Here is a 13,947-nt window from a genome sequence, read left to right on the forward strand (position 1 = left end):
GCCCTCCTTATGATCGGCCGAATGTACCAACCGAAGCGCGCCTCCCGCAGCGAGTTTGTCCCGATCCGGAACCTGCGTTACCACGTGCGACTCTGGGGCGAACGCAAGCCGGGCGAGCCGCCGCTGGTGATGGTCCACGGCTGGATGGACGTGGCCGCTTCATGGCAGTTCGTGGTCGACGCCTTCGCGCAGGAGCGCTGCGTGATCGCGCCGGACTGGCGCGGCTACGGCCTCACGGAAGTTCCGCATGCCGACAACTACTGGTTCCCCGACTACCTGGCGGACCTCGATTTCCTGCTCGATCGCTACGCCGGCGAGGACCCGGTGGACCTGGTGGGCCACAGCATGGGCGGCAACATCGCGATGCTGTACGCGGGAGTGCGGCCGCAGCGCATCCGCCGGCTGGTGAACCTGGAGGGCTTCGGCATGGCCGCCACCCAGCCGGAACAGGCGCCCGGGCGCCATGCGAAATGGATCGACGAGCTCAAGGCCTACCACCGCGGCGAGATGGACCTGACTTCCTACGAGAGCGTCGACGCCGTGGCGGCCCGGTTGATGAAGAACAACCGCCGGCTGCCCCGCGACAAGGCCGAGTGGCTGGCCGGCCATTGGGCGCGGCAGGAAGCCGACGGCCGCTGGCACGTGCTGGGCCATCCAGCGCACAAGATCGTCAATGCCAACCTCTACCGTGTCGACGAGGTGCTGGCGAGCCTGCGCCGCATCACCGCCCCGGTACTCAGCGTCGAGGCCAGCGACGACAGCCTCACGCAGTGGTGGAAGGGGCGCTATACCCTCGCCGAGTACCACGAACGACTGAAGGCGGTGTCCGACGTGCGTGTCGGCCGGATCTCGGACGCGGGCCACATGCTGCACCACGACCAGCCGCAACAACTCGCGCAACTCATCGAGGGATTCCTGCGCGAAACACCCCGGGCAAACCCCGAGTGAGCCACAGGGACGGCCGTCCCGTTCGTGACATTTTTCAGCTCCTGCTGGGCGTGCAACCAATCGTACGTAACAGCTCTTGCCGTAGGAGGCGTCCTACCCCATAGTCGGGATTCTTCGATAGAGGGGTCTCTCCATGTGGAAGTCGGGTGTCGTTGCCCTCCTGGCCGCTGCTGTGCTCAGTCCTGGCTTGGCTCAGTCCGATGAGTTCGAGCAGGGCATGAATACGATGTGGGAAGTGCTCTGGCACCAGAGCGGCACCCCGACCCGACTCGTCCGCTGGGAGCAGGACATCAAGGTCCGCATCTACGGCGTCAACCTCAACGCGCACAAGCAGCACACGCTGCAGGCCCTGCGCGACGCCGCCAACGAGGCCGGCGTGAAGGTGATCGACGTCAGCGACCGGCCCGACGCCGCCCAGCTGGCCAACGTCAGCATCGAGATCACGCCCGACAACATGCTGGAAGACAACCAGCCCTGCGTGACCTACCTGAATTTCCAGACCGAGACGCGCATCGACTCGGCCGCCATGCAGATGCGCAACCGCGATGCCTGGCGCTGCGCCTACCACGAGTCCATGCACGTCATGGGCGTGCGCGGCCACCCGGCCGGCAAGACGGTCCTGAGCTACTTCCCGACCAAGGTCGACGGCCTGATGCCGCTCGACAAGGCCATGCTGCGCGCCTGGTACTCCCCCCGCATGCGCGGCGGCATGACGCCCTTCGAGGTGCTGCCGGTGCTGGCCGACGAACTGGTGGCCACCATGCCCGACAAGGTGCTGGCCACCCAGGCCCGCGACCGTTTCCTGGGCCGGACGATCGACCAGATGCAGGCCTTCGCCGACGGCAAGGGCGACGTGCCGATGATCGTCAAGCGCTCGGGCAAGTCCACCGAAGAGGGCATCCGCTTCGGCCGCATGGAAATGAGCTACTTCCTCGGCGTCGCCTACCTCGAAGGCGTGACGGTGCCGCAGGATCCGAACCAGGCCATGCGCTGGCTGCAGCGGGCCGCCAACCTGGGCAGCCGCACCGCGCAAGCCCGCCTGGGCGCCGCCACCGCGCGCTGAGGCGTTCCGCTTCCACCGTCGACGGGGCCTGCGGGCCCCGTCGTGCATTGCAGCGCAGGCCCCACGGCCCAGCGCGTTTCCGGCACACTGGCCGGCTGCCCGCCTCCACCCCGGAGGTCCCGCACCCGCCATGGCCTTCACCAGTCCCAACGCTCCCGGCACCTTCCGCCGCATCCTGACCCGCAACGTCGCCCTGCCCCTGGCGCTGGGCGTCGTCAGCGCGCTCGTGTTCCTGTCCCTGCTTGCGTACCTCGCCAGCGTGATCGGGGGCGTGCAGGCAAGCGACGACCTGCTCTCGCACGCGTCCAGCGCCCAGCGCCACGACCTCGACATGGAGTCCGGCGTCCGCGGCTTCCTGCTGAACGGCGACGAGCGCTTCCTGGAGCAGTACGAGCGCGCCCAGCAGCTGCTCGGTCCGGAGATGGAGCGCCTGAAGGAGGCGGAGGCGATGAAGCCGGAGCAACTCGACCGGCTGCGCCGCATCGAAAGCTTCCAGGCCGCCTGGCGCGACTACGCCCGCGACCGCATCACCCGCAAGCGGCAGGACCCGATCGCACCGCTGTCGGCGAGCGCCGGCCGTGAACTGAAGGATCGCATCCGCAGCGAGTTCGACGAGTTCTTCCGGGTCGAGCGGCGCGCGCGCGCCGATCACATCGCCGCGGCGAACCGCAACGCCACCGTCACGGCGGCCGGCTTCGTGCTGTTCATGCTGGCCACCGGCGGCCTGCTGGCCTGGCGCGGGCGGCGCGAGCTGCTCACGCTGTCCTCCACCTACGAGACGGTGCTGCAGGAGCAGCACCGCCAGGGCGAGGCGCTGCAGGCGCAGGCCTGGCTGCGCGAAGGCCAGGCGCGCCTGACGCAGCGCCTGGCCGGCGAGCAGGAGCTGCGTGCCGTCGGCCATGCCGCCCTGCAATCGCTGTCCGACTACCTGGGCAGCGTGGTGGGCGCGCTCTACACCCCCGAGCCGGGCGGCCTGCGCATCGCCGCCACCTGGGGCTGGCCCGCGCAGGGCGGCGACGTGGGCGACTGGGTGGCCGAAGGCCGCACCCTCGTCTCGGAATGCGCGGCGCAGCGCACGCAGATCGAGCTGGCCGACCTGCCGCCCGGCTACCTGCGGGTCAGCTCCGGGCTGGGCGAGACCACCGTGCGTTCGGTGCTGCTGGCGCCGGTGGAACACGAGGGCCGCCTGGCCGGCGTGCTGGAACTGGGCTGGATGCGGGCGCTGGAGTCGCGCGACGGCGAGCTGGTGCGCGGCGTCGGCAGCATCCTGGGCGCCTCCATCGAATCGGCGCGCTACCGCCAGCGCCTGCAGGAGGCGCTGACGCGCACCCAGCAGCTCAACGAGGAACTGCAGGTGCAGCAGGAGGAACTGCGCACGGCCAACGAGGAACTGGCGGAGCAATCCAAGGCGCTGCAGGAATCGCAGGCGCACCTGGAAAGCCAGCAGGCGGAGCTGGAGCAGACCAACGCCCAGCTCGCCGAACAGGCCCTGCGCCTGGAAACCCAGCGCGACCAGCTGCGCGAGGCGCAGAACGCGCTGCAGCAACGGGCCGAGGAACTGCAGCGGGCGAGCAGCTACAAGTCCGAGTTCCTGGCCAACATGTCGCACGAGCTGCGCACGCCCCTGAACAGCTCGCTGATCCTCGCGCGCCTGCTGGCCGACAACGCGCAGGGCAACCTCAGCGACGAGCAGGTGAAGTTCGCCGAGTCCATCCACACGTCCGGCAACGACCTGCTGAACCTGATCAACGACATCCTCGACATCGCGAAGGTCGAGGCCGGCAAGCTGGAGGTGCGGCCGGAGGTCACGCCGGTGGCCTCGGTGTGCGAGAGCCTGCGGACCATGTTCGAGCCGCTGGCGGCGCGCAAGGGCCTGCAGTTGCAGGCCGAAGTGGCGGGTGACGTTCCGCCGACCCTGCATACCGACCGCCAGCGCGTCGAGCAGATCCTGCGCAACCTGCTGGCCAACGCCGTCAAGTTCACCGAGCGTGGCAGCGTCGCCCTGCGGGCGCGCGCCGAAGGCCCGGGCGCCGTGGCCTTCGAGGTGCGCGACAGCGGCATCGGCATCGCCCCGGCGCAGCATGACGCCATCTTCGAGGCGTTCCGGCAGGCCGACGGCACCACCAGCCGCAAGTACGGCGGCACCGGCCTGGGCCTGTCGATCTCGCGCGACCTCGCGCGGCTGCTGGGAGGCGACATCACCGTGGCCAGCGCGCCCGGCGAGGGCAGCACCTTCACCGTGGTCCTGCCCATCGAGTACCAGCCCGCGCTGGCGCAGCGGCCGCTCAGCATCTCGCCGCCCGCCGGACCGGCCGGCGCGGGGGCGGCACCGGCGCCCGCGCCGGCGGCCCCCAGCGCGGCGCCCGCCGCGGCACCGGTGGGGCCCTCGTTCCCCGATGACCGCGAGCATCCGGCCAGCGGCCGGCGCACCGTGCTGGTGGTGGAGGACGACGAGCGCTTCGCCAGCATCCTGTTCGACCTGGCGCACGAGCTCGGCTACCGCTGCCTGGTGGCGCACCACGCGGAGGAAGGCTGCCGCCTGGCATCCGAACACGTTCCGGACGCCGTGCTGCTGGACATGCGGCTGCCGGACGACTCGGGCCTGTCGGTGCTGCAGAACCTGAAGGAGAACCCGCGCACCCGCCACGTGCCGGTGCACGTGCTGTCCGCGCAGGACCAGGCGGAGCCGGCGCTGCAGCTCGGGGCGATCGGCTATGCGCGCAAGCCGGCTTCGCGCGAGCAGCTCAAGGACGTGTTCTCGCGCCTCGAAGCCAAGCTGAGCCAGAAGCTCAAGCGCGTGCTGCTGGTGGAGGACGACCCGCGCCAGCAGGACAGCGTCAAGGCGCTGATCGGCGACAGCGACATCGAGATCGTCGCGGTGGCCGAAGGAACCGAGGCCCTGCGCGCGCTGTCGGATTCGGTCTTCGACTGCATGATCATCGACCTCAAGCTGCCGGACATGACCGGCCAGGAACTGCTGCGGCGCATGGCCGCCGGCGAGAGCCGCTCGTTCCCGCCGGTGATCGTCTACACCGGCCGCAACCTCACGCGCGACGAGGAAGCGGAGCTGATGCGCTATTCGCGCTCCATCATCATCAAGGGCGCGCGTTCGCCCGAGCGCCTGCTCGACGAGGTGACCCTGTTCCTGCACAAGGTGGAGACCCAGCTCTCGTCGGAGCGGCAGAAGATGCTGCGCACCGCGCGCAGCCGCGACAAGGCCTTCGAGTCGCGCCGCATCCTGGTGGTGGACGACGACATGCGCAACATCTTCGCGCTCACCAGCGCGCTGGAGCACAAGGGCGCCGAGGTCGAGGTCGCCCGCAACGGCGTCGAGGCGCTGCAGAAGCTGGAGCAGGATCCCGACGGCATCGACCTCGTGCTGATGGACATCATGATGCCGGAGATGGACGGCCTGACCGCCACCCGCGAGATCCGCAAGAACCCGCGCTGGCAGAAGCTGCCGATCATCGCCGTCACCGCCAAGGCGATGAAGGAGGACCAGGAGAAGTGCCTGGCCGCCGGCGCCAACGACTACCTCGCCAAGCCGGTGGAACTGGAGCGCCTGTTCTCCCTGTTGCGCGTCTGGATGCCCAAGCTGGAGCGGGTGTGATGGCTGCCTGCCCCCGGGAGGCCTGATGCCGCACGTCGCCGACATCGAGCTGCGCCTGCTGATCGAGGCGGTCTACCTGCGCTATGGCCACGACTTCCGCGACTACGCGCAGGCCTCGCTCAGGCGCCGCATCGGCCAGGCGCAGCAGCGCATGCGCGCCGCCACGATCTCGGCGCTGCAGGAGCGCATCCTGCACGACCCGCAGCAGTTCAACGAGCTGCTGCAGTACCTCACGGTCCCGGTCAGCGAGATGTTCCGCGACCCGCCCTATTTCCTGGCCATCCGCCGCCACGTGCTGCCGGTGCTGGGCACCTATCCCTCGCTGAAGGTCTGGGTGGCCGGCTGCAGCACCGGCGAGGAGGCGTATTCCATGGCGATCCTGCTGCAGGAAGAGGGCCTGCTGGAACGCACGATCCTCTATGCCACCGACATCAACCACGCCTCGCTGGAGAAGGCCCGCAAGGGCATCTTCGACCTCCAGGCGATGCAGGACTTCACCCGCAACTACCAGCGCGCCGGCGGCCACCGCAGCTTCGGCGAGTACTACACGGCGGCCTACGGCGGCGCCCTGATGGACAAGTCGCTGCGCGACGCGATCACCTTCGCGGACCACAGCCTGGCCACCGACGCCGTGTTCGCGGAGACCCACTTCGTCTCCTGCCGCAACGTCCTGATCTACTTCAACCGGCCGCTGCAGGACCGCGCGCTGGGCCTGTTCCACGACTCGCTGGCGCACCGCGGCTTCCTCGGCCTGGGTTCCAAGGAGACCCTGGACTTCTCGGCCTATGCCGGGCGCTTCGAGCCGGTGAGCCGCCCCGAGCGCCTGTACCGTCGCCTGCCGGACCCGGGATGAAGCGCGAACTGCCCGCCGATTTCGCCTTCGCCGCCGAGATCGTGGCGATCGGCGCCTCCGCCGGCGGCGTGGAGGCGCTGCTGTCGCTGTTCACCGGCCTGGCGCCGCCGCTGCGGGCCGCCGTCGTGATCGTGCTGCACCTGCCCGAAGGCCAGGACAGCCGGCTGGTCGACGTGTTCGCCTTGCGCCTGCGCCTGCCGGTGCAGGAAGCCAGTCCGCACGCGCCGGTCCAGGCCGGCCACATCTACTTCGCTCCGCCCGGCTACCACCTGCTGGTGGAGGCCGATCGCAGCTTCTCGCTCAGCTGCGACCCGCCCGTGCTGTTCTCCCGCCCCGCGATCGACGTGCTGTTCGAATCCTGCGCCGAGGCGATCGGCGAAAACCTCGCCGCCCTGCTGCTGACCGGCGCCAACGAGGATGGCGCCGAGGGCCTGGCGCGGATCCACGCGGCGGGCGGGCTCACCGCCGTGCAGGATCCCGACGAGGCCGCCCACCCGACCATGCCGGCGGCCGCGCTGCGCCTGGACGAACCTGATTTCGTGCTGCCGTTGGCAGGCCTGCGGAGCCTGCTGCACACTGTGATCCGCTAATGACCGATCCCTCTTCCGATGCCAACGTCCTGCTGGTCGACGACCTGCAGGAAAACCTCGTCGCGCTGGAGGCGCTGATCCGCCAGCCCGGCCGCCGCATCTTCACTGCCCGCTCCGGCGAGGAAGCCCTGTCGCTGATGCTGGAGCACGCCTTCGCGCTGGCCATCCTCGACGTGCAGATGCCGTCCATGAACGGCTTCGAACTGGCCGAACTGATGCGCGGCACCGAACGCACGCGCGCCATCCCGATCGTGTTCGTCAGCGCCGCCGGCCGCGAGCTGAACTACGCCTTTCGCGGCTACGAGAGCGGTGCGGTCGACTTCCTCTACAAGCCGCTGGACCCGATCGCGGTGCGCAGCAAGGTGAGCGTGTTCGTCGAGCTGTTCCGCCAGCGGCAGGAGCTGCAGGCCGCCAAGTCCGACCTGCAGCGCGCCGTGAGCATGCGCGACGACTTCATGTCCATGATCGCGCACGAACTGCGCAACCCGCTCAACTCGGTGTACCTCCAGGCGCAGCTGCGCCGCCGCATGCTGTCGTCGCCGAACGCCCCGGACTCGCAGCGCATGCTGAGCATGGTGGAGCGCGACGAGCGCCAGATCCGCAGCATGGTGCGCCTGCTCGACGACATGCTCGATGTCTCGCGCGCGCGCACCGGCCGGCTGGCCATGGTGCCGGCGCCCTTCGACCTGGCGCAGTCGACCCGCGAGGTGGTCGAGGCGATCCGCGAGCAGGCCACCAACGCCGGCATCGCGATCACGCTCGCCGCGCCGGAGAGCCTGCCCCTGGTGGGCGACGAATTCCGGATCGAGCAGGTGATCACCAACCTGCTGACCAATGCGCTGCGCTACGGGCGCGGCAAGCCCGTGGCCGTGGCGGTGGGCCTGCGCGAACAGGAACCGGAGGCCTTCGTCTCGGTGCGCGACCAGGGCATGGGCGTGGCCCCGGAGGACCAGGAGCGCATCTTCGAACAGTTCGAGCGGGCCGAGGGCACCAGCCAGGTACCGGGCCTGGGCCTGGGCCTCTACATCGCCCGCCAGATCGCCCAGGCCCACCAGGGCCGGCTGGAGGTGCGCAGCACGCCCGGCGAGGGCGCGGAGTTCGTGCTGTCCCTGCCGCTCCCAGCCCAGCAGCCGGCATGAGAAAATCGGCGGTTTCCCGCCCCGACGGCGGGCCCGCATTCGCAGGCTGGTGGTGACGCGCGAAGCGCCGCAACCGCAGGCTGGTGGTGACGCGCGAAGCGCAGGAACCCCGGCAACTCAAAAAGGAATTTTCAAAATGGACGCAGAACGCACCAACCTCATCGGCACCACCCTGCAGGACCTGCAGGCCCGCACCGAGGATCTCCGGGGGTATCTTTGACTTCGATGCCAAGTCGGAGCGCCTGAGGACCGTCAACGCCGCGCTGGAAGACCCCGCGGTCTGGAACGACCCCAAGAAGGCCCAGGAACTGGGCAAGGAAAAGAAGCAGCTCGATGGCATCGTCCTGACGCTGCAGAACCTGCAGCGTGAGCTGGCGGACAACCTCGAGCTGTTCGAGATGAGCAAGGAGGAAGGCGACGACGCCGGCCTCGCCACCATCGAGGCCGAGACCGGCACGCTGGAGTCCATCGTCAAGGACCTCGAGTTCCGCCGCATGTTCAACCAGCCGGCCGACCCGAGCAACTGCTTCCTCGACCTCCAGGCCGGCGCCGGCGGCACCGAGGCGTGCGACTGGGCCTCCATGCTGATGCGGCAGTACGTCAAGTACGCCGAGCGCAAGGGCTTCAAGTACACGATCGAGGACGAGACGCCGGGCGACGTCGCCGGCATCAAGAGCGCCACCCTCAAGATCGAGGGCGACTACGCCTTCGGCCTGCTGCGCACCGAGACGGGCGTGCACCGCCTGGTGCGCAAGTCGCCGTTCGACTCCTCCGGCGGGCGCCACACCAGCTTCGCCAGCGTGTTCGTCTATCCCGAGATCGACGACTCGATCGAGATCGACATCAACCCGGCGGACGTGCGGGTGGACACCTTCCGCGCCTCCGGCGCCGGCGGCCAGCACATCAACAAGACCGATTCGGCGGTGCGCCTGACGCACGTGCCCACCGGCATCGTGGTGCAGTGCCAGGACAGCCGCAGCCAGCACAGCAACCGCGACGTCGCCTGGCGCCGCCTGCGCTCGCGCCTGTACGACTTCGAGATGCGCAAGCGCATGGAGGCGCAGCAGAAGCTGGAGGACTCCAAGACCGACGTCGGCTGGGGCCACCAGATCCGCAGCTACGTCCTGGACAACAGCCGCATCAAGGACTTGCGCACCGGCGTCGAGATCTCCGCCACGCAGAAGGTGCTGGACGGCGACCTCGATGCCTTCATCGAAGCCTCCCTGAAGCAGGGCGTATGACGAAGGCACCGACGTGCCGCCGCGCCCGCCTCCGCGGGGACGACCCCGGAGAGCCGCGCGCATGAACACCCGCGCCTTCGTGTTCGACATGGACGGCACCATGGTGGACTCCATGCCCGCCCATGCCCGCAGCTGGGAGGAATTCGGCCGCCGCCACGCGCTCGGCATCCCGGTCGACGAGATCCTGCGCCGCACGACCGGGCGCAACGGCGTGGAGTGCATCCGCGAGCTGATGGGCGAGGACATCCCCGAAGACCAGGCCCTGGCCCTGATCGGCGAGAAGGAAGCGATCTACCGCGGCATCTTCGCCCACGAATTCCGCGAGGTCGCCGGCTTCGGCGCCTTCGTGCGCGCCGCGCGCGAGCGCGCGCTCAGGCTCGCCGTGGCCACGGCCGGCGACCGGCAGAACCTTGCCTTCGTGCTGCAGCACCTGAAGCTCGGGCTGCCGCCCGACGCCGTGGTGCGCGGCGACGAAGGCCTGCCCGGCAAGCCGCAGCCGGACATCTTCCTGGCCGCGGCGGCCAAGCTGCAGGTGCCGGCCGCGGAATGCATCGTGTTCGAGGACGCGCCGTTCGGCATCGAGGCCGCGCGCCGTGCCGGCATGCGCGCCGTGGCGATCTGCAGCACCCATTCCGCGCAGGAACTGGCCGGCCCCCATGTAATCGCCCAGGCCAGGGATTACGAAGAACTCATGAAAAAGAACTTTCTGGAGAGCCTCCATGCGTGAAGGAACATCCAAGGTGATCTACCGCGCGGACTACCAGCCGCCGGCCTTCTGGATCGACTCGGTGGAACTGTGCTTCGACCTCGACCCGGCCAAGACCCGCGTGCTCAATCGCATGCGGGTGCGCCGCAACCCGGAAGTCATGCCGCAGGCCCTGCGCCTGGACGGCGAGGAACTGAACCTCGCCCGCGTGCTGGTGGACGGCCAGGGCACCTCCTTCAAGATGGAGGAAGGCCAGCTGGTGCTGGAGCACCTGCCGGACGGCAACGCGCCCTTCGAGCTGGAGATCTTCACCACCTGCGCGCCGGCGAAGAACACGAAGCTGATGGGCCTGTACGTCAGCAACGACTCCTTCTTCACGCAGTGCGAGGCCGAGGGCTTCCGCCGCATCACGTATTTCCTGGACCGGCCGGACGTGATGGCCAGCTACACGGTCACCCTGCGCGCCGACAAGCGCAGGTACCCGGTGCTGCTGTCCAACGGCAACCTGGTCGAACACGGCGACCTGGACGACGGCCGCCATTTTGCCAAGTGGGTCGATCCCTTCCGCAAGCCCTGCTACCTGTTCGCGCTGGTCGCGGGCAAGCTGGTGGCGCGGGAGCAGCGCGTCACCTCGCGCAGCGGCAAGGACCACCTGCTGCAGGTCTTCGTGCGCCCCGGCGACCTGGACAAGACCGAGCACGCGATGAACTCGCTGATGGCCTCGGTCGCCTGGGACGAATCCCGCTTCGGCCTGCCGCTGGACCTGGAGCGCTTCATGATCGTCGCCACCAGCGACTTCAACATGGGCGCGATGGAGAACAAGGGCCTGAACATCTTCAACACCAAGTACGTCCTGGCCAACCAGGCCACCGCCACCGACACCGACTACGCCAACATCGAATCGGTGGTGGGCCACGAGTACTTCCACAACTGGACCGGCAACCGCGTCACCTGCCGCGACTGGTTCCAGCTGTCGCTCAAGGAAGGCCTGACGGTCTTCCGCGACCAGGAATTCAGCCAGGACCTCGCCGGCGACCCCTCGGCCCGGGCCGTCAAGCGCATCGAGGACGTGCGGGTGCTGCGCACGGCGCAGTTCCCCGAGGACGCCGGCCCGATGGCGCATCCGGTGCGCCCCGACCAGTACCTCGAGATCAACAACTTCTACACCGTCACGGTGTACGAGAAGGGCGCCGAAGTCGTGCGCATGATGCAGACGCTGGTCGGCCGCGAAGGCTTCGCGCGCGGCCTGACGCTCTACTTCCAGCGGCACGACGGCCAGGCCGTGACCTGCGACGACTTCGCGCAGGCCATCGCCGACGCCAATCCCGACTCGCAGTTCGCGCAGCGCCTGGGCCAGTTCAAGCGCTGGTACAGCCAGGCCGGCACGCCGCGGGTGCGGGTGCAGACGAACTTCGACCCGGTCTCGGGCATCTATTCGCTCACCCTCTCGCAGTCCTGCCCTTCCACGCCGGGGCAGGCGGAGAAGCTGCCCTTCGTGATCCCGATCGCGCTGGGCCTGCTCGATGGCAGCGGCCGTGAACTCACGAGCGGCATGCACGTGCTCACCGAGGCCAGCGAGACGCTCACCTTCCCCGGCTATGCCGAGGAGCCGGTGCCCTCGATCCTGCGCGGCTTCAGCGCGCCGGTGGTGCTGGAATACGACTACAGCGACCGCCAGCTGCTCACGCTGCTCGCCAACGACAGCGACCCCTTCAACCGCTGGGAAGCGGCGCAGCGCCTGGCCACCGGCCGCGCGCTGGCCTTCGTGCGCAGCCAGGAGCCGGTGCGGCTCGATGCGCCCTACATCGAGGCGATGCGCAGCGTGCTGCGCGATCCGGCGCTCGATGCGGCCTTCAAGGACCTCGTGCTCACGCTGCCCGCCGAGACCTACATCGCCGAACAGATCGAAGTGGTGGATCCGCAGCGCATCCACCTGGTGCGCGAAGCGATGCGCGAGCAGATCGCCACGGCGCTGCTGCCCGACTGGGAATGGGCGTACGAAGCGCACAAGGAAAGCGGCGCCTACCGGCCCGACCCGGTCTCCAGCGGCCGGCGCGCCCTCACCGGCCTCGCCCTCACGCACCTGTGCCTGGCGGCGCGCGCCAGCCGCGACGCGGTCTGGCCCGGCAAGGCCTACCAGCGCTTCAAGGACGCGTCCAACATGACGGACCGCTTCAACGCGCTGGCCGCCCTGGTCACGAGCGGCCATGAACTCGCCACGCCGGCGCTGCAGCGTTTCCACGCGATCTTCAAGGACGAGGCCCTGGTGCTGGACAAGTGGTTCGCGCTGCAGGCCGGCGCGCCGGACCGCGGCGGCAACGTGCTGCCGATCGTGCGCCAGCTGATGCAGCACCCGGACTTCAACATCCGCAACCCGAACCGCGCGCGCAGCGTGATCTTCAGCTACTGCAGCGCGAACCCCGGCGCGTTCCACCGCAGCGACGCCGCCGGCTACGTGTTCTGGAGCGACCGCGTGATCGAGCTCGATGCGATGAACCCGCAGGTGGCGGCCCGCCTGGCGCGCGCCCTGGACCGCTGGAAGAAGCTGGCCGAGCCCCAGCGCAGCGCGGCGCGCGAGGCGATCGCCCGGGTGGCGGCCAAGCCCGACCTGAGCAACGACGTGCGCGAGGTGGTCAGCCGCGCGTTAGCCGACTGAAGAAGAATGACGGAATGACCGCGGCTTGCGCCGGCGATGACGGAATGACCGATTCCCTGTCATTCCGCCGTTCGCGCCGCAGGCGGAGTCATTTCGTCATCGAACAACGACGGAGCAGATCTTTCCAATGACGCAAAGCATTTCCCTCACCCGCTACCTCGTGGAGCAGCAGCGGGTCCACGGCCGGATCCCGCCGGAGCTGCGCCTCCTGATCGAGGTGGTGGCGCGCGCCTGCAAGCGCATCAGCATCTCGGTCAACCAGGGCGCGCTCGGCGACGTGCTGGGCGCGGCCGGAACGGACAACGTCCAGGGCGAGGCGCAGAAGAAGCTGGACGTGATCGCCAACGAGGTGCTGATCGAGGCCAACGAATGGGGCGGCCACCTGGCGGCGATGGCCTCCGAGGAAATGGAAGGCATCTACGTGGTGCCGAACCGCTACCCGCAGGGCGAATACCTGCTGCTGTTCGACCCGCTCGACGGCTCCTCCAACATCGAGGTGAACGTCAGCATCGGCACCATCTTCAGCGTGCTCAGGAAGCCGGAGAACGGCGGCGCCGAGACGGCCGTGGAGGAGCAGGACTTCCTGCAGTGCGGCAGCCGGCAGGTCGCCGCCGGCTACTGCATCTACGGGCCGCAGACGACCATGGTGCTGACCGTCGGCGACGGCGTGGCCATGTTCACGCTGGACCGCGAACAGGGCTCCTTCGTGCTCACGCAGGAGAACATCCGCATCCCGGCGGACACGAAGGAATTCGCCATCAACATGTCGAACCTGCGGCACTGGGATGCGCCGGTGCGCCGCTACATCGACGAGTGCCTGGCCGGCAGGGACGGCCCGCGCGGGAAGGACTTCAACATGCGGTGGGTGGCCTCCATGGTCGCCGACGTGCACCGGATCCTGATGCGCGGCGGCATCTTCATGTACCCCTGGGACAAGCGCGAGCCGGAAAAGCCCGGCAAGCTGCGCCTGATGTACGAAGCGAACCCCATGGGCTGGCTGGTCGAACAGGCCGGCGGCGCAGCCACCGACGGCAGGCGCCGGATCCTGGACATCCAGCCGGGGAAACTGCACGAACGCGTGTCGGTGATCCTGGGGTCGAGGAACGAGGTGGACCGGGTGACCTCGTACCACACGAAGTAG

10 protein-coding genes are annotated in these 13,947 nt (G+C 69.0%); all 10 read left to right on the plus strand.

Annotated elements, in window-relative coordinates:
• The first annotated feature begins 21 nt into the window (after positions 1 to 21).
• The 10 genes from JI746_RS00625 (at position 22) to JI746_RS00670 (ending at position 13,947) form a co-directional block, all read left to right on the plus strand.
• The gene (locus JI746_RS00625; RefSeq protein ID WP_201686842.1) at positions 22 to 948 is read left to right on the plus strand and encodes an alpha/beta fold hydrolase; all 927 of its coding nucleotides are present in this window, start codon (positions 22 to 24) and stop codon (positions 946 to 948) included.
• A gap of 217 nt (positions 949 to 1,165) precedes the next feature.
• Positions 1,166 to 2,011, plus strand: a complete 846-nt coding sequence (locus JI746_RS00630) for an SEL1-like repeat protein (protein ID WP_201686843.1) — start codon at positions 1,166 to 1,168, stop codon at positions 2,009 to 2,011.
• 130 nt (positions 2,012 to 2,141) lie between these two features.
• On the plus strand, positions 2,142 to 5,621 hold the full coding sequence (locus JI746_RS00635) for a response regulator (RefSeq protein WP_201686844.1): 3,480 nt from the start codon (positions 2,142 to 2,144) through the stop codon (positions 5,619 to 5,621).
• Between the two features lie 25 nt (positions 5,622 to 5,646).
• Complete coding sequence (locus JI746_RS00640) at positions 5,647 to 6,474, plus strand: CheR family methyltransferase (RefSeq protein WP_201686845.1); 828 nt, start codon at positions 5,647 to 5,649, stop codon at positions 6,472 to 6,474.
• Positions 6,471 to 7,064 carry a chemotaxis protein CheB gene (locus JI746_RS00645; protein ID WP_201686846.1) on the plus strand — a complete coding sequence of 198 codons (594 nt, stop codon included), beginning with the start codon at positions 6,471 to 6,473 and terminating at the stop codon, positions 7,062 to 7,064. Before JI746_RS00640 ends, JI746_RS00645 begins: the two co-directional genes overlap by 4 nt.
• Positions 7,064 to 8,203, plus strand: a complete 1,140-nt coding sequence (locus tag JI746_RS00650) for a hybrid sensor histidine kinase/response regulator (protein ID WP_201686847.1) — start codon at positions 7,064 to 7,066, stop codon at positions 8,201 to 8,203. The genes JI746_RS00645 and JI746_RS00650 overlap by 1 nt, the downstream gene beginning before the upstream one ends.
• 136 nt (positions 8,204 to 8,339) lie before the next feature.
• A protein-coding gene (prfB, locus tag JI746_RS00655; RefSeq protein WP_201686848.1) for a peptide chain release factor 2 occupies positions 8,340 to 9,444 on the plus strand; the annotation gives its coding sequence in 2 pieces (ribosomal slippage) (positions 8,340 to 8,420 and positions 8,422 to 9,444; 1,104 coding nt in all).
• A 61-nt stretch (positions 9,445 to 9,505) separates the two neighbouring features.
• Positions 9,506 to 10,171, plus strand: a complete 666-nt coding sequence (locus JI746_RS00660; protein WP_201686849.1) for an HAD family hydrolase — start codon at positions 9,506 to 9,508, stop codon at positions 10,169 to 10,171.
• Positions 10,164 to 12,806 (plus strand): aminopeptidase N, encoded by a 2,643-nt coding sequence (gene pepN / locus JI746_RS00665; RefSeq protein WP_201686850.1) that lies wholly within the window; start codon positions 10,164 to 10,166, stop codon positions 12,804 to 12,806. The genes JI746_RS00660 and pepN overlap by 8 nt, the downstream gene beginning before the upstream one ends.
• Before the next feature lie 127 nt (positions 12,807 to 12,933).
• Complete coding sequence (locus JI746_RS00670; protein ID WP_201686851.1) at positions 12,934 to 13,947, plus strand: class 1 fructose-bisphosphatase; 1,014 nt, start codon at positions 12,934 to 12,936, stop codon at positions 13,945 to 13,947.

The sequence above is a fragment of the Ramlibacter alkalitolerans genome, from assembly GCF_016722765.1.
GTDB lineage: Bacteria > Pseudomonadota > Gammaproteobacteria > Burkholderiales > Burkholderiaceae_C > Ramlibacter > Ramlibacter alkalitolerans.